We start from the raw sequence: 20,830 nt of genomic DNA, 5'->3' as shown, positions 1-20,830 counted from the left end.
CCGGGATCGCCTGAGCGCGAACGGGATCCGATGCTCACCCCCTCAGCGGCCCGAGAGGTCGCCGACGCCTACGGTCTCGACGGGACCGCGAGCCTGACCGGCCCGGTCGCGCGCGGCCAGCTCGGCCAGGTGTGGCGGCTCGACACCGGTCACGGCAGTCACGCCGTCAAGGAGTGGTTCGCCACGCCCGACCTCGGCGAGGCCTCGAGGGACGCCGACCTCGTCGCGGCCGCCCGAGAGCAGGGTGTCGTCACGCCGCGGATCCTGCGCACGACCACCGGGGACGTGGCCACGACCGTCGCCACCGCGGACGGCGAGACGGCCGTCCGGGTCTTCGAGTGGGTCGACCTACAGCCGCGGACCCGTCGGCTCGACCCGGTCGCGGTCGGGCGCACGCTCGCGGGGCTGCACCGGGCGGGCGAGCCGTCGGACGAGGCCGTCGACAACTGGTTCGCGACGGGCTTCGGCGAGCAGCGGTGGCGCGACCTGCACCAGCGGGTCCTCGAGGAGGGTGCACCGTTCGCCGGGCAGCTCGGCGCGCTCGTCGACGAGCTCGTCGCCGTCGAGTCGGTCGTCGAGCCGCACGAGTCGCCCATCGTCTGCCACCGCGACCTCTGGGCCGACAACGTGCTCGCCACGTCCGGCGGTGAGGTCTGCGTCATCGACTTCGAGAACCTCGGCCCGGCCGACCCGAGCCAGGAGCTCGCCATGGTGCTCTTCGAGTTCGGCGACGACGACCCGGCCCGCGCCCGGCGGCTGCACACGGCATACCGCGCGGCCGGAGGACCGGGGCGGGTCACCCGCCGCGGCCACTTCACCATGCTCGTCGCCGAGCAGGCCCACATCGGCCAGCTCGCCTGCTCGCGCTGGGTCGGTGCGAGCAGCGAGCCGGAACGCGAGCGCCTCGCCGCCTGGTTCCTCGAGATCCCCGACGACCCGGTGACGCTGCCGCGCATCGACCGGGTGCTCGCCGCCGTCACCTGACGTCGGAGAGCACCGCTGCGCGGCTGGGCTCAGGCGCGAGCGACCCTGAAGGTCCGCACCTCGAACGCGCTCAGCACGACGGGCACCTCGCCGTCGACGACCACCACCTCGCCGTCGTCGAGCGGCTCCTCCAGCAGGGACACGGTCGTCACCGCGGCCACCGGGAGGTCGAGCCGCAGCGTGCCCCGGGCGCGGCCCCCGAGCGACTCGTAGACCCGGACGACGAGGTCGCCGGAGCGGTCGGCGGCCTCCTTGACGCTCGACACGACGATGCCCTCACCCGTAGCGGTGACGAGCGGAGCGACACGGCGAGCGCCTGTCAGCCGCCGGGGTGGCGTCCCCATGAGCGCGCCCTCGCGCGTGGCGACCTCGGCGTCGGCGCCGATGACGAGCCCGTAGYGGTGGGTCTGCACGCCCTGGTCGGTCTCGGGGTCGGGGAAGCGCGGGGCGCGCAGCAGCGACAGCCGCACCGTCGTGACGACGTCGTCACCGACGACGTCGCGGGTCACGTCGTGGCCGTAGGTCGAGTCGTTGACGAGCGCGACCCCGAAGCCGCGCTCCTCGGCGAGCACGAAGCGGTGCATGGACGTCTCGAACTTCGCCGCCTCCCAGCTCGTGTTCGTGTGCGTGACCCGGCGGTGGAAGCCGAACTGCGTCTCGGCGGCGACGTGCTCGGCGCGCACGTCGAGCGGGAAGGCGACCTTGAGGAACGTCTCCGTCTCATGCCAGTCGGTCTCCTGCGAGATCTCGAGCAGCCGGGCTCCCGGTGCGAGCGAGAGCTCCTGTCGCACGGTCGAGTCCGCTGAGAGGTGACGCTCGACGACGACCCGCGCCACGCCCTCGTCGTCGACCGCCGCCGACAGCACGCTCACGTCGCGCAGGTCGGTGACCCGGTTGCGGTAGTAGCGGTCGACGTCCCACGCGTCCCAGCGGTTCGGGACGTCCTCGTGCAGCTGGAGGAGGTTGCCCTCGCGCCCCGGTGCGATGGCGTCGCGTGCCGTCGCGAGGTCGACGGCCGAGGTGACGAGTCCCTCGGCCGACACGGTCACCGCGACGACGCCGTTGTCGAGCACCCAGCCGCCGTCGCGCTCGCTCAGCGACACGGCATACGCCCCCGGCTCGTCGGTCCGCGACTCCCGCTCGACGGCGCCGCCGGCCGGCACCCCGGCACGCTCGAAGGGCGCGGCGTTGGCCTCGAGGGCCGTGTCGCCCTCACCGACGAGCGCCGCGAGGGAGCGCGCGATGATCGCCTCGGCCGCCTCGGTGACACGGGCGTACTGCTCGACCGCCTCGCGGTGCACCCAGGCGATCGACGTCCCGGGCAGGATGTCGTGGAACTGCTGGAGCAGCACCTGCTGCCACAGCGCGTCGAGCTCGTCGTGGGGGTATGCCGTCCCCGTCCGCACGGCGGCCGTGGCCGCCCACAGCTCCGCCTCGACGAGCAGGTGCTCGGTGCGGCGGTTGCCCTGCTTCGTGCGGTGCTGCGACGTCAGCGTCGCCCGGTGCAGCTCGAGGTAGAGCTCCCCGACCCAGACGGGCGCCTGCGACAGCTGCTCACGGGTGCGGTCGAAGAAGGCGTCGGGGTGCTCCCAGCGCACCCTCGGGCTGCCCTCGAGGTCGGCGAGGCGGCTCGCCTTGCCCGTCATCTCGCGGGTCGTGCCCCCTCCGCCGTCGCCCCAGCCGACGGGTGCGATCGAGCCGGTGGCGACGCGGCTCTCGCGGAACTGGCGCGAGGCCAGGGCCACCTCTGCGCCGGACAGCTGCGCGTTGTAGGTGTCCATCGGCGGGAAGTGGCTGAGGACGCGGGAGCCGTCGATGCCCTCCCAGAGGAAGGTGTGGTGCGGGAAGGTGTTGACCTGGTTCCACGAGATCTTCTGGGTGAAGAACCACTCGAAGCCGGCCCGGCGCATCAGCTGTGGCAGGGCGGGCGAGTAGCCGAAGCTGTCGGGCAGCCAGACGCCGCGGCACCGGATGCCGAGCTCGGTCTCGAAGAAGCGCTGGCCGTGGAGGAACTGGCGCACCAGCGACTCGCCGGACGGCATGACCGTGTCGCTCTCGACCCACATGCCGCCGAGCGGCACGAAGCGGCCGGCGTCGACGGCTGCCTTGACCCGATCCCAGACCTCGGGTCGGTGCTCCTTGATCCACGCGTACTGCTGGGCGCTCGACATGCCGTAGACGAAGTCGTCGGTCTCGTCGATGAGCGTCGTCATCGACGCGGTCGTCCGGGCGACCTTGCGGATCGTCTCGCGCACGGGCCACAGCCAGGCGCTGTCGATGTGGGCGTGGCCGACGGCGGAGATCTCGTGCGCGCTCGCCTCGGCGGGGCGGGCGAGCACGTCGACGAGGGCGGCGCGCGCGTCCCCGGCCGTCGACGCCACGTGCTGGAGGTCGAGACGGTCCATGGCCTCGTCGAGGGCCTGGAGCACCTGCATGCGCCGCGGTCCGGGCGGCAGCTCGGCCTGCAGCTCGAGGAGCACCTGGACGTCGAGCGCGAGCTCGAAGACGTCGCGCTCGAAGACCGCGAGGTCGAGGCGACCCGTCGTGTAGAGGCGCGTCGACGAGCTCGTGACGATGTCGCCCCTCGCGAGTCGGCACGAAGGGGTTGCCCGCGACGAGGATCGGGTTCGAGGCGGCCTCGACGTAGAGCTCGACGGCCTGCCCGGCCGCCGCCTCCTCGGCGACGAGGACCCACTGGTTGCGCGGGTTGAGCGACTTCACCGGCGTGCCGTCGGCGCGGTAGACGAGTCCCTCGCACTGGAAGCCCGTCATGTCGCGGTCGAAGCCGAGGTCGGCGACGACCTCGACGCGGCGTCCGGCCCAGTGCGCCGGCACCTCCCCGGTGAGCCGGAACCACGTCGTGCCCCAGGCGGCGCCCCACGGGGTCCCGACGGCATACGGCGTGTAGTCGAGGGCGAGGCCCTCGGCCGGCGACACCGGCTCGCCGGGCAGCTCGTGCCACTGGGCCGTGAGCGGCACGGACTCGGCATGGACGGCCGGGAGGATGCGCTCCGTGAGGACGCGCGTCACGCGCCCCACGGTCAGGGGGATGTCGTCGTGCATGGCTGCCTCTCGGGAGTGCGGGTCCACGGGGGTCGGTCCGTCGACACGACCCCGACGGATGCCCGCACGAGTGGCGACCCCCGGCATATCGTGACCGCGTGACGAACATCGGACGCCTCATGCTCGCGCAGGTCAGGTCGATCGGCTCGCGCAACGCCTGCCTGTCGGCGGGCGACGTGCCCGGCGGCCCGTGGGTCGCACGCGGTGGACGGACCTATCGCACCGGGGCGAGCGGCAGCACGAGCGAGGCCATCACCCGGGCACGCGCGATCCGCTCGGTCACGAGCGTGCGCGGCTACCAGGAGGTCGGCCGGGCCGACCTCTTCATCCAGGTCATCCCCTTCGCGTCACCGGAGGACGCCCGTGCGGCCCTCACCGAGCTGCGCGCGCTCCCGAGGACGATGCCGCAGAGCAAGGGCCTCTCCGACGTCGGCGAGCTGCGGGCGGTCGCGGCGCCCGAGGTCGCCGGCACGACGCACGTGGAGGCGGCCGAGCAGGCGTTCGTCCTCGATGGTGAGCACTCGCGCACGCTCACGGTGTGGTGCGTCGTCGGCAGCACGGTCGTCGTGGCGGCGCTCGGCGGGCGGGCCGAGGCGGTCCGTTGGCCGCAGCTCGCGGCGATCGTCGAGGCGCAGGCGGCCGCGCTCGGCTGAGCGGGTCGCGCCTGCCGAGGCGTGCCTCAGCCTCGACCGAGGATGCGGCTGAGGAAGCCGGGACCCGACGCCTTCTCGGACTCCGCGTGGCCCGGGCAGCGCTGGCCCGCGGGTACGTTGCGCATGACCTGGTCGACGTGCTGGCCGCAGCCGGCCCACGTCGTCTTGCCGCAGGTCTTGCAGGTGGCCGCTCGGCACATGTCGATCTCCTTGGTCGATATATACCCATGGGGGTATGCGTTCACGACCACGATAGCCGAGAGCGGGCGCGCGTCCAAGCCCGCTCGGCGGCGGGGTGCGGCTCGGCGCCGGGGCGTGCCCAGCAGCCGGCGTACGGCTCAGAGGCCGGGGTACGGCTCAGCAGCGCCGGAGCGCTGCGGGGTCGGTGAGCGGGAGCGGCGCTGCTGGGACGGGTCAGCGCTGCTGCCAGTCGGGGCCGAGGCGCACGACGTCGCCCACGACGACGACTGCGGGGGACCGCACGCCACGCTCGCGGGCGAGCTCGGCGATGGTGCCGACCGTGCCGACCGTGGTGCGCTGGTCGGGCCCGAAGCCGCGCTCGACGACCGCGACGGGGCAGTCGGCCGACCGGCCGTGCCGGGCGAGCAGCTCGGTCGTGCGGGCGAGCTGGGTGACACCCATGAGCAGGACGAGCGTGTGGTCGCCGCCCGTCGGGAGCACCGGGATGTCCTCGTGGCCCGTGACGACGGTGAAGCCGCGCGCGACGCCGCGGTGGGTCACGGGTATGCCGGCCGCCGCGGGCACGCTGACAGCGCTCGTCACGCCGGGCACCACCTCGACCCGAATGCCGTGTGCCTCGCAGGCGTCGCGCTCCTCGCCGCCGCGTCCGAGGACGTAGGGGTCACCGCCCTTGAGGCGCACGACGCCGAGGCCGCGCTGGGCCTCCTCGACGAGGATGTCGTTGATGCGCGACTGCGGCACCGGGTGGTTGCCGGGGGTCTTGCCGACGTCGATGACGCGCACCGAGGCCGGCAGCCGGTCGACGACGGCGCGGGGCGCGAGACGGTCGACGACGACGACGTCGGCCGAGGCGAGCAGCTCGTGGCCGCGTGCGGTCAGGAGGCCGTCGACGCCCGGGCCGCCGCCGACGAGCGCCACCCAGCCGCGACGGCCGTGCGTGCGGGTGCGGCGCAGGTCGAGGGTGCCCGAGACGAGCGCCCGCTCCACCCCGTCGCGGACCGTCACGGCGAGACCGGGGTCGCCGGCGGCATACGCAGCCACGGTGACCCGACCGTCGGGGGTCGTCACGTCGGCGCGGGCAGCGACGCTCGCGGTCGTGCCGACGGCGTCCGTGGCGTCGACGCACCAGACGCGCAGCGCCTCGGCGTCGGCGGCGACCTCGCGGTCGACGGACGGCTCGCCCGTCGCGGTGTGGGCGAACCACGCGCCGGCGAGGTCGGCCGGTCCGGCGTAGTCGCGCTCGAGCCACTCGACGCTGCCGGCGTCGGCCAGGTCGTGCAGGTCCTCGCACAGCCAGGGGGCGACGACCCGTACGACCGCGCCCTCGTCGAGGAAGGCCCGGACCCGGCGCGCGGACACGGGCCCGCCACCGACGGCGACGACGAGCCGACCGGTCAGGTCGAGGACGACCGGCAGGGCCGGTTTCAGATCTCCCATTCCTCGTCACCCTCGGGCTGCGTCGGGGCGTCGGCGGCCGTGGGCAGCGTCGCGCCCACCATGCCGGCGGCGACGGTGCGTCCGTCGTGCGCGTCGATGAGCAGGAACGACCCGCCGCGGCGCGAGGTCGAGTAGTTCTCGACGGGGACCGGCGCCGCCAGCCGGAGCGTCACGAGGCCGATGTCGTTGAGCGACAGGGATTCTGCGGGGACGGTGTGGAGTCCGTCGAGGTCGAGGGCGCCGTCGAGCGATCGGACGGCCGTCTGCACCGTGCGCGAGCCGTGCTTGAGCAGCAGGCGCTGGGCCGGACGCAGCGGCGCGTCGCCGAGCCAGCAGACGACAGCCTTGATGTCCTGCGTCGGCTCCGGGGCGTCGGCGGCCGCGGCGATGACGTCGCCGCGCGAGATGTCGATCTCGTCGGTGAGCCGGAGCGTCACCGACTGCGGCGCGAAGGCCTCCTGGAGCTCACGGTCACCGAGGTCGATGCCGGCGACGGTCGTGCGGCGGCCGGACGGGAGGGCCACCACCTCGTCACCGACCCGCACGACGCCGGAGGCCACCTGGCCGGCATACCCCCGGTAGTCGCGGTGCGCCTCGTCACGGGCCGCACCCTGGGGGCGGATGACGAGCTGGACCGGCAGTCGGAAGGACTCGCCCCCCGGGTCGTCCGACGGCGGGAGCGCCTCGAGCAGCTCGAGCAGGCTCGGGCCGGCGTACCAGGGGGTGCGTGGTGAGCGCTCGGCGACGTTGTCGCCGTCGAGGGCGCTGACCGGGATGGCGATGGCGTCGACGACCCCGAGCTCGCGGGCCACGGCCTGCACCTCGGACTCGACGCGGTCGTAGACCTCCTGCGAGAAGTCGACGAGGTCGATCTTGTTGACGGCGACGACGACGTGCGGCACCCGGAGCAGCGCTGTGACCGCGAGGTGGCGGCGGGTCTGCTCGAGGACGCCCTTGCGCGCGTCGACGAGGAGCACCACGACGTCGGCCGTCGAGCTGCCGGTGACGGTGTTGCGCGTGTACTGCACGTGGCCGGGGCAGTCGGCGAGGACGAACGAGCGGTTGGCCGTCGCGAAGTAGCGGTAGGCGACGTCGATGGTGATGCCCTGCTCGCGCTCGGCGCGGAGGCCGTCGGTGAGCAGCGCGAGGTCGGCGGCGGTGAGGCCACGGTCGCGGCTGACCCGCTCGACGGCGGCGAGCTGGTCGGAGAGCACCGACTTCGTGTCGTGGAGCAGGCGGCCGACGAGGGTCGACTTGCCGTCGTCGACCGAGCCGGCCGTGGCGAGCCGGAGCAGGGTGCCGCGGGCGGCACCGGCAACGGCGGCCGGGTCGAGGACGGGGGTCGTCTGGGTGGGGGCGGTCACTAGAAGTAACCCTCCTTCTTGCGGTCCTCCATGGCGGCCTCGGAGATCCGGTCGTCAGCGCGCGTGGCGCCGCGCTCGGTCAGGGTCGAGGCGGCCACCTCGACGACGATCTCGGCGTTCGTGCGCGCCGGGGACTCGACGGCCCCGGTGCACGACATGTCGCCGACGGTGCGGTAGCGCACGAGGCGCGTCTCGACGGGCTCGTCGTCTCGCGGCTGGCTCACCGRACCGACGGCGAGCCACATGCCGTCGCGCTGGAAGACCTCGCGCTCGTGGGCGTAGTAGAGCGGCGCGAGCGGGATGTCCTCGCGGTCGATGTAGCGCCAGATGTCGACCTCGGTCCAGTTGCTGATCGGGAAGACGCGCACGTGCTCGCCCGGTCGGTGCCTGGGGTTGAAGAGGTTCCACAGCTCGGGCCGCTGGTTCTTCGGGTCCCACTGGCCGAACTCGTCGCGGAGGCTGACGATGCGCTCCTTGGCGCGCGCCTTCTCCTCATCGCGTCGCCCGCCGCCGAAGACGCCGTCGAAACGGTGGTCGTTGATGGCGTCGAGCAGCGGCAACGTCTGGAGCGGGTTGCGAGTGCCGTCGGCGCGCTCGCGGAGCCGGCCGTCGTCGATGTAGTCCTGCACGCTCGCGACGACGAGCCGCAGGCCGAGGCGCTCGACGGTCTCGTCGCGGTAGGCGAGGACCTCGGGGAAGTTGTGGCCCGTGTCGACGTGCAGCACCGGGAAGGGGATCGGCGCGGGCCAGAAGGCCTTCGTCGCGAGGTGGAGCATGACGACGGAATCCTTGCCGCCGCTGAAGAGCAGCGCCGGACGCTCGAGCTCGCCGGCCATCTCGCGGATGACGAGGATCGCCTCGGCCTCCAGGGCGTCGAGGTGGGTGAGGCGGCGGTCGTCGGAGTCCCCCGCGGGGACGCTTGCGAATGCCGTGTCGCCCGTGGCGCGCTCGTCAGCGGTCACGCGGGTGGCGGGGGTGCTGGTCGTCGTCATGTGTGGAGTCCGCACTCGGTCTTGGAGAAGCCGGCCCAGCGGCCGGCGCGGGGGTCCTCGCCGGGCTCGACCCGGCGGGTGCACGGCTCGCAGCCGATCGACGGGTAGCCGTCGGAGAGGAGGGAGTTGACCTCGACCTGGTGCTCACCGGCATACGCGAGGAGCTCGTCGAAGGTCCATGCCGCGAGCGGGTTGATCTTGACGAGGCCGTTCTTGGCGTCCCACGTCACGAGGGGGGTGTCGGCCCGGGTCGGGCCCTCCTCGCGGCGGACGCCGGTGACCCAGGCCTCGTAGAGCGGCAGGGTCCGCGCGAGCGGCTCGACCTTGCGCATCTGGCAGCACAGTGCCGGGTCGCGCTCGTAGAGGCGGGCGCCGTACTTCTCGTCCTGCTCGGCGACGGTCAGCTCGGGCATGACGTTGACGAGCGTGATCGGCAGGTCCTCGGCGACGATGTCGCGGGTGACGATCGTGTCGGAGAAGTGGTAGCCGGTCTCGAGGAAGAGGACGTCGACGCCCGGCGCGAAGCGCGAGACGACGTGGGGCAGCACCGCATCGGCCATCGAGCAGGCCACCGCGAGGGTGCCGTCGAAGTGGAACGCCGCCCACGCCGCGACCTCGTCGGCGGTCGGCTCGCGCTCGGGGTCGGCGCCGAGCGTGGCGTTGAAGTCGTCGACGATCGCCTTGAGCTCGGCGTCGCTGCGCCGCCTGCGCGGGACCTTGGGCGTCGCGAGGGGAACTGCGGTCACAGGAGTGCTCCTTCGTCTGCTCGGCGGGTCCACGACGAGAAGCTCTCGCCGGACTCGCGCTGGTCGAGGAAGGTCCGCACGACGCGCTCGACGTAGTCGGGCAGGTCGTCGGCCGTCACCTTGAGGCCGCGGACGGTGCGTCCGAGGCCGGCCTCGTCGCGGTCGACGGAGGCGAGGCCGCCGCCGAGGTGCACCTGGAAGCCGGGCACCTGCTCACCGTCGATCGTCACGAGCTGGCCCTTGAGACCGATGTCGGCGACCTGGATGCGGGCGCACGAGTTCGGGCAGCCGTTGACGTTGAGGCTGATCGGGGTGTCGAGCTGCTCGGTGACGTCGGCGAGACGCTGCTCGAGCGCGGCGATCGTCGTCGCCGCCGTCGCCTTGGTCTCGACGATGGCGAGCTTGCAGAACTCGATGCCGGTGCAGGCCATCGTGTGCCGGCGGAAGGGGCTCGGCGCGGTGCTGAGACCGAGCTTGTCCAGGCGGGTGACGGCGCCCCGGACGAGGCGGCCCGGGACGTCGAGGACGACGAGCTTCTGGTGCGGGGTCAGGCGCAGCCGGTCGGAGCCGACGTGCTCCATGAGGTCGGCGAGCCCGGTGAGCACGTCGCCGCTGATGCGCCCGACGGTCGGCGCCGCGCCGATGTAGCGCTTGCCGTCCTTCTGCAGGTGCACGCCGACGTGGTCGCCGGGGCCGCTGGCGGGCGCCGGCGGCGGGCCGTCGGGGAGCTCGCGACCGAGGTACTCGTCCTGGAGCACCTGGCGGAACTTCTCGGGGCCCCACTCGGCGAGGAGGAACTTGAGGCGGGCCTTGTTGCGCAGCCGGCGGTAGCCGTAGTCGCGGAAGATCCGGATGACGCCGTGCCAGACCTCGGCGGCCTCCTCGGGCCGCACGAAGACCCCGACTCGCTCGGCGAGGCGGGGGCTCGTCGAGAGGCCACCGCCGACCCAGAGGTCGTAGCCGGCGCCGATCTCGGGGTGGATGACCCCGACGAGGGAGATGTCGTTGATCTCGTGCACGACGTCGAGGCTCGGGTGGCCGGTGATGGCCGACTTGAACTTGCGCGGCAGGTTGGCGAGCTCGGGGTCGCCGATGTAGCGGTCGAGGATCTCGTCGATGACGGGCGTCGGGTCGATGATCTCGTCCTGCGCCACCCCGGCGAGCGGGCTGCCGAGGATGACGCGGGGGGTGTCGCCGCACGCCTCGGTCGTCTGGAGACCGACCGCCTCGAGGCGACGCCAGATCTCGGGGACGTCCTCGACGCGGATCCAGTGGTACTGGATGTTCTGCCGGTCGCTGATGTCGGCGGTGCCGCGGGCGAACTCGTGGCTGATCTCCGCGAGGACGCGCAGCTGGGCGAGGCTGATCGCGCCGCCGTCGAGGCGGACGCGGAGCATGAAGTACTCGTCGGACAGCTCGGTGTCGTCGAGCTGAGCGGTGCGGCCGCCGTCGATGCCGGGGCGGCGCTGCGTGTAGAGACCCCACCAGCGGAAGCGCCCCGAGAGGTCCTGGGGCGGGATCGACGCGAAGCCCTCGCGCGAGTAGATCTGCTCGATCCGCTCGCGGACGTTGAGCCCGCCGTCCTCCTGCTTCCAGGTCTCGTTGGCGTTGAGCGGCTCGGCGCCGTCGACCTTCCACTGCCCGTTGGAGCGGCCGGCGCGGGGCGGGCGGGTGCCGGGGCGCACCGGGGCCGTGCCGGTCGCGGAGTCGGTGACGGTCATGTAATCGAATGTATAACCAGGGATTATCCTCGCCCAAACGGGTCCAGAGTGCGGCCCTTTCCCACCGAACCGGTGGGAATGCCGGGCACCCCGCGACCCGTCAACGGTCGAAAGGCCACGAACCGGGTCCCGGTTCGTGGCCTTTCGACGGTTGACGGGGTGGCGCGGTCAGGGGCCGGCGAGCTGGCCGGAGTCGACGGCCTGGACGATGCCGACCACGGTCGAGAGATACGCCTGCGAGTGGTTGTAGGAGAGCACCGCCGCCGTGAGGTCGGCCGGGCGCGAGAGGTCGCGACCACCGGCGCAGAGGTAGTTAGCGGCCGCGAGCGCCGCGTCCTCGATGTTCTGCGGGTCCTTGACGCCGTCGCCGTTGCCGTCGGCGCCCCAGATGCGCCACGTGCCGGGGATGAACTGCATCGGGCCGACGGCGCGGTCCCAGACCGGGTCGCCGTCGTAGCGGCCCCCGTCAGTGTCGCGGATCGCCGAGAAGGAGCCGCCCGAGAGCGCCGGACCCCGGACCGGCGGGACGGCGTCGTGCGACGCGTCGAGTGTCCGGCCACGGAGCGAGGACGACTCCACCTCGCCGATGGCGGCGAGCAGCATGACGGGGATGTGGCAGGCACGCTGCCGCTCCGCGGCGGAGGCGTATGCCGCCCAGATGATCTCGTCCTGGGTGCGCGCGGTCGGCCGCGTGGCGCCCTTGGGCGGCACGGTGACGACGACGGGGATCTTGATGACCGCCTTGGGTCGCCACGGTGTGGGGTTGGCGCTCGACCCGCCCCCCGGCTCGAGGGTCGCGGCGATGACCGGAGGCGCCTCCTGCGCGAGGGTCGCAGCCGCGACGCGGATCTCGTCGAAGACGGGAAGCACGAGATCGCCTGCGACAGAGCCGAACCCGCTGTCGAAGAGCTGCGGCGCCGGTGGCGTCGAGCCATCACTGCTGGACGTGGCCGCAGCGCCTCCCGGGACCAGCGGTGAGAGCAAGGGCGCCGGGGTCGGTGTCGGCACGGCCGGCGCGGTGTCGGCCACGGCCCGCGCTGCGGACCCGACCAGGGCCGTCGCCACGACGACGGAGGCGGCCACGGCTCGTGCTGCGGTCAGTCGTCGCCTGGTCGCCCCTGACATGTCCGTGTCCTTCCTCGGGCGCGTGGCCGCCCACTCACCAGTACAGCGCGAAATCCTCGACCGCGGCGACGAACGCCGAGTCCCACAGGACCACGGGCCATCCTGCCCTCCGGCCCGACTCGTCGCGACGGGAGGGCTCCACGGCCGTCACCGACTCGCGGCGGATCGTGGGGCGACAGCACCGGTCTCGTCCTGAGCCGCGTCGGTGCTGCCGGGGACGGCGGACGCCGCGGGCGCGGCAGCGGACGCCGCGGGCCGGGCGGCCCCGTGCTCGGCCACCGCGCGCGTACGACCCGGTGCCGGAGCCGGACGGCGGCGGCGCCTCCAGACCAGCCAGGCGGCCCCGAACACGGCGGCCACGGCGAGCGCGGCGGACGCCGAGGCCAGCAGCCCCGAGACGGGCGCCCGCGACACGACCGGGGCCGGGTCTGAGGAGCTCGGGCCGACGACCCAGTGCACGGTGCTGCGCACGTCGTCGAGACCGCGCCGGTGCACGACGACGTCGACGTCGACCGGTCCACCGGCCGGCAGCTCGAGCGCCGCCGACCAGCGCGACGGCGTCACGGCGGTCGCCGTCACCGGGGCCTCGGCCGCGGCGGGACGAGCCTCGACACCACCGGACGAACCGCCGCGGACCGTGAGGGAGACACCCGTGACCGGCCCGGGGGACGGGCGACGGGTGTCGAGCACGTCGATGAGGGCCACGCTGGCGCCGGGACGGTTCGGCCGCAGGGCGACGGTCTRCTGGAGGTCGGCAACCGGTCGGTCGTCGATGACGCTCGGTGCCTGCGCGCTGACGAGACGGGGAGAGACGGCGGGCTGCCCCGTGGCGAGGAGACCACCGAGGGCGGCGACGACGAGCAGTCCAAGCGCCTCCGCTGCGATGAGCCGCCGGCGGACCCGACCGTCCTGCAACCCCCGAGGGTGCAGGGCACGGGTGGTCGCGAGGGCGACGAGACCGACGAGACCGGCCAAGGCGACCTTGGCCAGCAGGACGCGACCGTAGGTGGTGAGCAGCACGGCATCGACCGAGACGACGACGTCGCTCGCGAGGTAGACGCCGGTGACGGCGACGACGACGACAGAGACCGTCGCGGGAGTGCGGAAGCCCCGCAGAACCGCGCGGACGTCCGAACGGGAGAGTCCCAGCCGCGCGGCGCGCACGCCGAGCAGCGCGAGGGCGGCCACCGAGCCCGCCCACAGGAGGGCGGCGACGAGGTGCGCCGTCGAGGTGACGACCCACGTCGGGCCGCCGCGGACCCCGAAGTGACCGATGCTCACGGTGAGCAGACCCGCGCCGACGAGCGCGGTCGTGGCTGCGAGGTCGCGCGACACCCTCCCCGGTGCCGGCCGGGCGGGTCGGAGGGCGAGCGCCGCTCCGAGCAGGGCCACCTCGCGCAGCCCCCACCGCAGCACGTAGCCGGGGGTGAAGGCCCCGCCGCCGAAGCGGACGAGATCGACGAGCGCAACCGCCAGGGCCGCGGTCGCCCCGACGACGAGGAGACGGAACGCCTGACGGCGCAGCCAGGCCCGCGGCATACCACTCGTCGCCTCCGGCACGCGGCGCAGCAGGCGCCCGACGACGACGGCGCCGAGCCCGGCCCCGATCCCCGCGAGGACGGCCCAGCGGCCGACGAGCTCGAAGAGGTCCGGGTTCGTCTCGCTCGGACCGGCCGCCTGCACCTCGCTCTGCACGCCGAAGGCGAAGATGCCCGCGGACTCGTGGAGGTCGTCGCTCGACAGGGTCCGCCAGGACACGTGGTAGGCGCCGACGCCGAGCGCGGGGATCGTGGCCACGACCGTCGCCGGGGCCTCCTGGTCCTCGTCGCTCTCGACGAGCGTCATCGCCGTCGGCGCCACGCGGTGGCCGTCCGGCTCGGTGACGACGATCTCGGTCGAGGCGAGGACGACGTGCTCGGTGAAGCGCAGCTCGATGGTGCGTGGGGCGGCCGCGAGGCTGGCCCCGTCGGCCGGGTTGCTCGACGCGAGGTAGGCGTGGGCCGAGGCGGGGCCGGCGCCGAGAGCGACGAGCAGGGCCGTGCCGAGCGTCACCGCGAGGGCCAGCAGGGCCCGTCGCAGTCCCACCAGGCCCATCAGAGCACCGGGACGTGCTCGAGGCGGAGGCCGCCGTACTCGATCGTCACGTCCTCACCGGCGCGGAGCGCGCCCCCGGTGTTCTGGTAGACGAAGTAGTACGTCGCGCCCGCGCGGTTGATGTGCCCCTGACGCATGACCGAGACGCGGTTCGTCGAACCGTCGCGGGACTCGCTGCGCAGCACCGGTGGGTGCCTGACATCGGCCTGGAAGCGGCTCGCCTTGTCCACGTCGAGGACGACGTAGCTGACGGTGACGAGGCCACCGTCGCCGACGACCGCGACCCGCGAGATGCGGACGCCGAGGGCCGTCTCCATCGCGGCGGAGTGCGGGACCGGTCGCCCCGGGTCGTCGCCGCCTCGCAGCGCACGGGCCCCGAGGAGACCGAGGACCGCGACGACGAGGACGGCGACGACGGCGAGCGCGACCCTGGCCCGACCCTGCCGACCCGTCCGGGTGGACGGGGCGGCGGGGCCGGAGGGACCGGCCGGCTGGACCGGCGGAACTGCTGTGGTGGTGCTCATTCGGACTGCCCTCCGATGCTGCCGGCCGGGGTCACGGGCAGGTGACCCCGGCACGAGGTGGGACCGGATCAGGGGATGCTGTTCCGGGTGGAGACGAAGCTGTCGAACCAGGCCGTGCCCGCCGTGGTCGACGTCGTGCCGGCGATGACCCCGAGACGAGCCGTCTCGATCTGCAGTGCCGTGCCGGTGTTGTTGCCGAGCCGCTGGTCACGCTGGGTGCCGTCGACGCGGAGGGTCAGAGACCCGCCCGTCCCCTGCACCCAGTCGATGCGGATCGTGTGGCTGCCCGTAGCCAGGCTGAGCGCGTTGCTCGTCGTGGCGCCGAACGCAGCGCGGTTCATCACGGTGCGGAGCGTCACCGCCCCCGTGCCGACGCGGTGGTACTGCACCGCGAACGACTGACCCGTGGCGCTGCGCCCCTCGAACACCGTCAGCCAGGCCGTCGTGCTGGTGCCCGACGAGAGCGTGTTGGCGTTGAAGGAGAACTGCGCGCGGTAGGTCGTCTCGGCCGACGGCGTGGTGTCGGTGACGTACGCCGGGGTGGCCGAGCCGGTGACGGCCATGCCGTAGTTGCCGGAGCCGAGCGGTATGCCGGCAGCCAAGGACGTCGTGACCGCTCCGTTCCGCACCGACCAGCTCGACAGCGAGTTGCCGTTGAACGTGTCGCTGAAGATCGCGTTGGGTCGGGTCACCTGGACCGTGACCGAGGACGCGTTGCTCCAGTTGCCCGCCGCGTCCTGGACGCGGAGGTTGAACGAGACGGTGCCCTGCTGGATGCCGGCCAGCGGGATCGCCGCGGTGACGCCGCTCCCCGAGTCGGTCACCTGGACCCGCGTCGCCTTGCCGGCGCCGGGGTCGGTCGTGCCGGTCCAGAACTCGGCGCCCTGGAAGCGCGGCCCGACGTAGGTCGCGACCGGGGCCTCCRTCACCGGCGCGGCGAGCGTGACCGTGGCCGAGCCGTTGGTCGGGTTCGGCGAGGCCGTCACGGCGCCGAGCACCGGTGCCGTCTTGTCGACGAAGAGGCGCACGAGGGCGTTGCTCGCGGTGAGGCTGCCCCAGTTGCCGGCGGCGTCCTTGCCGTGCACGTAGACCTTGTGCTCGCCCGGCGTCATCGCCTTGACCTGGGTCAGCGGGATGAGGCCGTAGACCTGCTCCGTCGGCGAGTCGAACGCGCCGTCGACGGCGATGAGACTGAGGCCCTTGCCGAAGGTCGGGGTCGTGCTCGTCGGGTCGACGAAGGCCTCGCCGGCGAGCACCGGGCTCTGGAGCCCGTTGCCGGCGTCGCGGTCCTGCAGCTCGGCAGAGATCACGAGGTAGCCGGGGTAGGACTTCGAGCTGAGCACCGCATTGGTCGGGTTGGGCCCGACGGTGGCGGCGTTGACGGCCGGCGCGGTGAGGTCGACGGTGAGGTCGACGGGCACGGCCGGGCCCCAGATGTTCTGGGAGTTGCGGCTGTGGACCCACACCTGCGCGGTCCCCTCGCCGAGCGCGAGGACGTCCGCGGCCGGGATGGTCCCGGTCTCGGCGACCTTCGTCGCGACCCGGTTGAGGGTCATCGCGTGGCCGGTGCCGTTGGCGCCGGCGGCCGCACCGAGGAAGTACTCGGCTCCGGTGATCGTGCCCCCGGCCGCGGTGTCGTCACCGGTCGCGTTGACCGTGACGGTGCCCTTGCCGCTGGCGGGCGACGGGCTCACCGAGAGTGCGACGGTCTGCGGGCCGGACTTGGCGACGTTGAGGATCACCGACCCGACGACGCCCCAGTTGCCGGCGGCGTCGAGACCGCGCACGAACACCGTGTGCTTCGTCGACGTCAGGCAGTGCAGGTCGACGGGAGGCACGGGCGCCCCGCAGTCTGCGGCGCTCGCCACGGCCGGGATCGTGCCGGTGACCGTGGTGGTCTCGACCCCCCAGGTCCCGGTCATCGGGACGCCGCTGCCGACACCGACGGTGACCGCGTCGTCGACGACGAACTCGGCCTGGCTGACGGTGCCGTGACCCGTGGTCGCGTCACTCACCGTCGCGGTGATGGTGACGGGGCCGGTGGCATCCGACGGGTTCGGGTCTGCCTTGATGCCGGTCGAGACAGGGCCGACGCCGTCGCTCGAGGGCGCGGGGGCGTTCGTGTCCAAGAAGGTCATCATCCCGCCGAAGGCCACCGACAGGGGGTCGTTCGTGCTCTGGCCGGCGTTGTCGAGACGAGCCGAGGACTCGTAGACCGCGACCTTCGACTCGGGTCCGGTGGGCACGGTGACGAGCGCATCGACGCTGACGCCGGGGTCGACCGGCACGACGACGGACGGCTCCGGGAACGCGAGGCCGTGCCCGTCGTGCGACAGCACCACCTGGTCGGCGCCGAGCGTGCTCATCGAGTGCAGCTCGGACCCGACGTTGACGTAGCGCAGCAGCACGGTGTGGCCCTGGTCGGTCGGCACGGGGTCACTCGACGGGAAGGGTTTGCCGTTGATGAGCCGGTAGGCCGGGTGGAACTCGCGCATGTCGAAGGTGGTCGGGTGCGCGTTGAGGGCGGGGTCGATCTCGCTGAGCACGAGCACCGCCTCGTCGTTGTACGCCTGGCCGTATGCCGTGCCGTCGCCGAGGACGACGAGCGCACCGGCAAGACCCATCGCCACCTGACGGGCTCCGCCCGAGGTGTGGCCGGCCTCGTAGAGGAACGTGCCGGGCCGGCCGGCGGTGAAGACGTAGCGTGCGGTGGCTCCCGGCGCGATGCCCGTCGTCGCGGCTGCGCTGGGCAGCCCCTCGGTGATGGACGCCGCGGGCTGCCCGGGCAGGGCGAGCGAGGTCGGCTCGTCGAGGCCGTTGTGCAGCGTCAGCACGACCCGGTCGCCCTGGCGGGCGATGATGGCCGGGCCGGGCGCGGTGGCCGCACCGGCCGAGGTCGTCGAGTAGCCCCAGATCGGGATCGGTTGTCCGAGAACCTGGTTCGTGCCGGGCTTGGCCCAGAGGTCGCACGCGACGATCTCCGGGTCAGGCGCGGACGCCGGCGTGACGGTGCAGCCGGGCGTGTTCGGGGTCAGCTTGCCGACCGGCGCCGCCGGCGCAACCGCGGGTACGACAGCCGTGGTGACGGAGGAGCCGACCGCGGAGGCCGACGTGGCCACGGAGGCCGGCGAGACGGCATACGCAGTCGTGGCGGCGAAGGGGACGGTCGCGAGCGCGGCGGCGACGGCGGAGACGCCGAGGCGGTGCCGGAGGCTGGGTCGAGAGGTCATCGTTGTCGTCCTCAGCTCGTCGGGCAGCCGGCGGGCGGGTCGATGCGGAAGACCGTCATCATGCCGCCGAAGGCTGCGCCGTAGTTGGTCGCCTGCTGGAGCGCGTGGCTGTGGGCCACGTGGTAGTACTCGCCGCACTCGTTGTTCACGGTGATGTTCGACGGGAAGGTGCCCTTGTTGCCGAGGTAGGGGCTCTCGCTGAACCACGTGTCGGCGCCCACGAGCAGCTGGTCGGTGATGACGGGCAGCTGCGTCGGGATCGGGTTCGTCGTCGCGTTCCACTGCTCGACGTCGCGCCAGTCCATCAGCGCGTCGACGGTCTGGCCGGGCATGACGTCGATGTCGTACTTGAGGTACGAGAGATCCTGTGGCGCAGTGGTGCTCGTGCCCTGGAGGGCATGGCCGTCCTTGTTGACGACGCGTTCGTCACTCCCGTGCGGGTGGAAGGGGTAGTTGCCGCGTCCCGCGTTGAGGTAGCGGATGACCGCGGGGAGCGGGTTGCTGGTCGGGTCGTACGGCTTGATGTGCACGAGGGCGCCGTAGGGCTGGCTCGGCAGCCACGAGGCGTTGTTGGGCGCCAGGGTGTCGGGCATGCTGCGGCCGTTGATGAGGTAGTAGCGCGCGTTGTAGGCGCTCCAGTCGACCGGCTGCGAGCGCTCGACGGCCAGGTGCACCTCGGGGTCGATCTCCGAGAGGAGGAAGACGTACTCGTGCTGTGGGTTGAAGGCCGAGTCGGCGCGGGCGTTGACCTGCCCAGCCGCCCCGGCGGGGCGCACGACGAGCGCTCCGTAGAGGCCCATCTGCTGCTGCTTCGTCACGTCGGTGCCGCTCGAGTACAGGTACGTCCCGGGCGAGCCCGCCGTGAAGGTGTACGTGACGGAGCCGCCAGAGGCACCGGCCGGCTGGACCATCGAGGTGAGGGAGCCGGCCGGAGCGGGGGCGTCGAACTGGGGCTGGGCCGGGTTGCCGTTCGCCTTGACCGCCTTCTGGCCCGGGAAGAGGATCGAGGTCGCCTCCGGCAGGTCGTTGTGCAGGATGACGGTGACCGGCTGGCCCGACGTGACGCAGAGGACCGGCCCGGGCAGCTGGAACTGTCCGGAGCTCATCCCGTAGCCCCACATGTAGATCGAGTTGCCGTCCGGCGTCGAGACGTAGCCCGGCCGCGCGGTGAGCGAGAAGGTCTGCTGCGGGTCCGTCTGGCAGAGCAGCCCCTCGGACGTCGCGGCCTGGGCACCGGCGGTCGAGCCGACGGCCACGGCGGCGACGAGGGCGCCGACGGCCGCGAGGATGCCCGTGCGCCGTCGGGTGCGCGCGGCACTCGCCGCGTCGCCCGGGTGGCGTCGTGATCGGTTGAGTCGCATGATCGTCCTCCGTCGGCTCGTCAGGTGTTGGGCTGGGTCTGGGGCCCGTAGGTGCCGGGCGCGCCGACGCGGAGGACGGTCATCATGCCGCCCCAGCCGGGTCCCCCGCCGTTGCCCAGATAGGCGTAGTTGCGGTCGTAGAGCAGGTACTCGCCGGGCTGGTGGGGTGTGACGAGCACATCCCGGCTCTCGCCGGGCCCCACGTCGACGGTGTTGGTCTCGAGGTAGTTCGTGTAGCCGTCGCGACCGCGGAGCAGGGTCGCGTCCTTGGCGATGACCTGCATGTCGACGTTGTCGAGCGTCAGGGCGTGGTTCTGGTAGCCGAGGTTCGACATTCGCAGCAGCACCGTCTCGTTGACGTTGCAGGTGATGAGAGAGCTGATCGGCTGGTACTGCAGCCGGCCCGCCGCCGTCGACGTCGGGTTGCCCCCTGGCGCGATGGTGTCGGGGTAGCCGCGGCCGTTGAGCAGCCAGAAGCTGGGCGCGTAGTCGGTCCAGTCGCTGACCTGGATGTGGGCGTCGCGGTAGTGGGCGGCCGACCACAGCTCGGTGATCATGAAGGCGAACTCGCGGTCGTAGCGCGTGCTGCCGTCGCCGTCGTTGTACGCGTACGTGAGACGTTTGCCGACGGGAACCGTGCCAACGCGCGTGCCGTTCTGCTTCGGCCGCACGAAGACCATGCCGGTCATGCCCATCTGCACGTGCTCGACGTCCTCGAAGTGGCAGTGGTACATGTACGTGCCGGCGTCGCGGGGGCGGTAGAAGTAGGACAGGTCGCGCCCGATCGGCACGGCGAGGGAGAGCTCCGGCACGCCGTCGAAGAGCGGGATGGCGTTGACGAAGCCGTGCCAGTGCAGCGTGTGGCCGTCGAAGAGGTCGGGCCGCATGACGAGTCCGAGGTTCGACAGCGTGATCGTCACCTCGTCCAGCTCGTCGAAGGCGAGCATCGGCGCCGAGATCTGCGCCTTGCCGCGCGTGGCCGCCACCTGCGTCGCCGACATCCCCGTGACGTCACGGAAGCCGAAGACGTACGTGTCGAAGGGCGACGGCGCGAGCGAGTCCGGGAAGAAGGGCAGGTCGTCGGGCGAACCGGCCGGCATGCTGACCCAGCCGTCGGTGCCGGCCAGGTGCACCGTCTTGGCGGGGCCGGTTGCGGCGGCCTGCACGACGGTCGGGCGGGCGGCCTGCTGTCCGAAGCTGAGGCGCGTGCCGAGGAAGACGCTGCCCACGGCGCCCGCCCCACCGAGCATGACGGCTCGCCGGCCGAGACCTGAGCCCGCCGTGCGCCGTGCGGCGTCTGAGCGTGATTCGTCGGTCATGAGGTGCTCCTGAGGT

At 72.8% G+C, this 20,830-nt stretch carries 14 protein-coding genes and 1 pseudogene; 2 read left to right on the top strand and 13 right to left on the bottom strand.

Features of this window, described 5'->3' with window-relative positions; translation table 11 throughout:
• The first annotated feature begins 30 nt into the window (after nucleotides 1–30).
• Nucleotides 31–984 carry a phosphotransferase enzyme family protein gene (locus AB4Y83_RS18745; RefSeq protein WP_442274364.1) on the top strand — a complete coding sequence of 318 codons (954 nt, stop codon included), beginning with the start codon at nucleotides 31–33 and terminating at the stop codon, nucleotides 982–984.
• Between the two features lie 29 nt (nucleotides 985–1,013).
• On the opposite strand, the pseudogene AB4Y83_RS18740 reads toward AB4Y83_RS18745, so the two are convergent.
• Nucleotides 1,014–4,047 (bottom strand): annotated as a pseudogene (locus tag AB4Y83_RS18740) (alpha-mannosidase).
• Nucleotides 4,048–4,145: 98 nt separating this feature from the next.
• On the opposite strand from AB4Y83_RS18740, the gene AB4Y83_RS18735 reads away from it, so the two are divergent.
• A complete protein-coding gene (locus AB4Y83_RS18735; protein WP_442297801.1) occupies nucleotides 4,146–4,700 on the top strand; it encodes a hypothetical protein in 555 nt (184 codons plus the stop codon).
• A 26-nt stretch (nucleotides 4,701–4,726) separates the two neighbouring features.
• Here AB4Y83_RS18735 and AB4Y83_RS18730 read toward each other — a convergent pair whose 3' ends face one another.
• The 12 genes from AB4Y83_RS18730 to AB4Y83_RS18675 all read right to left on the bottom strand — a co-directional run bounded on the left by AB4Y83_RS18730 (nucleotide 4,727) and on the right by AB4Y83_RS18675 (nucleotide 20,814).
• A complete protein-coding gene (locus tag AB4Y83_RS18730; protein WP_156415697.1) occupies nucleotides 4,727–4,900 on the bottom strand; it encodes a hypothetical protein in 174 nt (57 codons plus the stop codon).
• A 214-nt stretch (nucleotides 4,901–5,114) separates the two neighbouring features.
• Nucleotides 5,115–6,338 (bottom strand): uroporphyrinogen-III C-methyltransferase, encoded by a 1,224-nt coding sequence (gene cobA / locus AB4Y83_RS18725; RefSeq protein WP_442274367.1) that lies wholly within the window; start codon nucleotides 6,336–6,338, stop codon nucleotides 5,115–5,117.
• Nucleotides 6,326–7,702, bottom strand: a complete 1,377-nt coding sequence (locus AB4Y83_RS18720) for a sulfate adenylyltransferase subunit 1 (RefSeq protein ID WP_442274368.1) — start codon at nucleotides 7,700–7,702, stop codon at nucleotides 6,326–6,328. Before AB4Y83_RS18720 ends, cobA begins: the two co-directional genes overlap by 13 nt.
• A complete protein-coding gene (gene cysD, locus AB4Y83_RS18715; protein WP_442297800.1) occupies nucleotides 7,702–8,694 on the bottom strand; it encodes a sulfate adenylyltransferase subunit CysD in 993 nt (330 codons plus the stop codon). Before cysD ends, AB4Y83_RS18720 begins: the two co-directional genes overlap by 1 nt.
• Entirely contained in the window at nucleotides 8,691–9,440 is a 750-nt protein-coding gene (locus AB4Y83_RS18710; protein WP_442297799.1) for a phosphoadenylyl-sulfate reductase, read from the bottom strand. The genes cysD and AB4Y83_RS18710 overlap by 4 nt, the downstream gene beginning before the upstream one ends.
• On the bottom strand, nucleotides 9,437–11,161 hold the full coding sequence (locus tag AB4Y83_RS18705) for a nitrite/sulfite reductase (RefSeq protein WP_442297798.1): 1,725 nt from the start codon (nucleotides 11,159–11,161) through the stop codon (nucleotides 9,437–9,439). The genes AB4Y83_RS18710 and AB4Y83_RS18705 overlap by 4 nt, the downstream gene beginning before the upstream one ends.
• 168 nt (nucleotides 11,162–11,329) lie before the next feature.
• A complete protein-coding gene (locus tag AB4Y83_RS18700; protein WP_442274372.1) occupies nucleotides 11,330–12,286 on the bottom strand; it encodes a lytic transglycosylase domain-containing protein in 957 nt (318 codons plus the stop codon).
• 147 nt (nucleotides 12,287–12,433) lie between these two features.
• Entirely contained in the window at nucleotides 12,434–14,371 is a 1,938-nt protein-coding gene (locus AB4Y83_RS18695; RefSeq protein WP_442297797.1) for a copper resistance CopC/CopD family protein, read from the bottom strand.
• 8 nt (nucleotides 14,372–14,379) lie between these two features.
• Complete coding sequence (locus AB4Y83_RS18690; protein ID WP_442274374.1) at nucleotides 14,380–14,904, bottom strand: hypothetical protein; 525 nt, start codon at nucleotides 14,902–14,904, stop codon at nucleotides 14,380–14,382.
• 68 nt (nucleotides 14,905–14,972) lie between these two features.
• Nucleotides 14,973–18,134 carry a multicopper oxidase domain-containing protein gene (locus AB4Y83_RS18685; protein ID WP_442297796.1) on the bottom strand — a complete coding sequence of 1,054 codons (3,162 nt, stop codon included), beginning with the start codon at nucleotides 18,132–18,134 and terminating at the stop codon, nucleotides 14,973–14,975.
• An 11-nt stretch (nucleotides 18,135–18,145) separates the two neighbouring features.
• Entirely contained in the window at nucleotides 18,146–19,495 is a 1,350-nt protein-coding gene (locus AB4Y83_RS18680) for a multicopper oxidase domain-containing protein (protein ID WP_442297795.1), read from the bottom strand.
• Between the two features lie 20 nt (nucleotides 19,496–19,515).
• Nucleotides 19,516–20,814: a multicopper oxidase domain-containing protein gene (locus tag AB4Y83_RS18675; protein WP_442297794.1), complete on the bottom strand. Its 1,299-nt coding sequence runs from the start codon at nucleotides 20,812–20,814 to the stop codon at nucleotides 19,516–19,518.
• Nucleotides 20,815–20,830 lie beyond the last annotated feature (16 nt).

This window comes from Terrabacter sp. RAF57 (assembly GCF_052113925.1).
GTDB lineage: Bacteria > Actinomycetota > Actinomycetes > Actinomycetales > Dermatophilaceae > Terrabacter.
The sequence above is the reverse complement of the archived record's forward strand: the minus strand, read 5'-3'. Positions and strand labels throughout refer to the sequence as shown.

Bases quoted from the DNA above. Each gene is read 5' to 3' on its own strand.
- AB4Y83_RS18745 (WP_442274364.1), top strand. From the start codon at position 31: ATGCTCACCCCCTCAGCGGCCCGAGAGGTCGCCGACGCCTACGGTCTC.
- AB4Y83_RS18730 (WP_156415697.1), bottom strand. From the start codon at position 4,900: ATGTGCCGAGCGGCCACCTGCAAGACCTGCGGCAAGACGACGTGGGCC.
- cobA (WP_442274367.1), bottom strand. From the start codon at position 6,338: ATGGGAGATCTGAAACCGGCCCTGCCGGTCGTCCTCGACCTGACCGGT.
- AB4Y83_RS18705 (WP_442297798.1), bottom strand. From the start codon at position 11,161: ATGACCGTCACCGACTCCGCGACCGGCACGGCCCCGGTGCGCCCCGGC.
- AB4Y83_RS18700 (WP_442274372.1), bottom strand. From the start codon at position 12,286: ATGTCAGGGGCGACCAGGCGACGACTGACCGCAGCACGAGCCGTGGCC.
- AB4Y83_RS18690 (WP_442274374.1), bottom strand. From the start codon at position 14,904: ATGAGCACCACCACAGCAGTTCCGCCGGTCCAGCCGGCCGGTCCCTCC.
- AB4Y83_RS18680 (WP_442297795.1), bottom strand. From the start codon at position 19,495: ATGCGACTCAACCGATCACGACGCCACCCGGGCGACGCGGCGAGTGCC.
- AB4Y83_RS18675 (WP_442297794.1), bottom strand. From the start codon at position 20,814: ATGACCGACGAATCACGCTCAGACGCCGCACGGCGCACGGCGGGCTCA.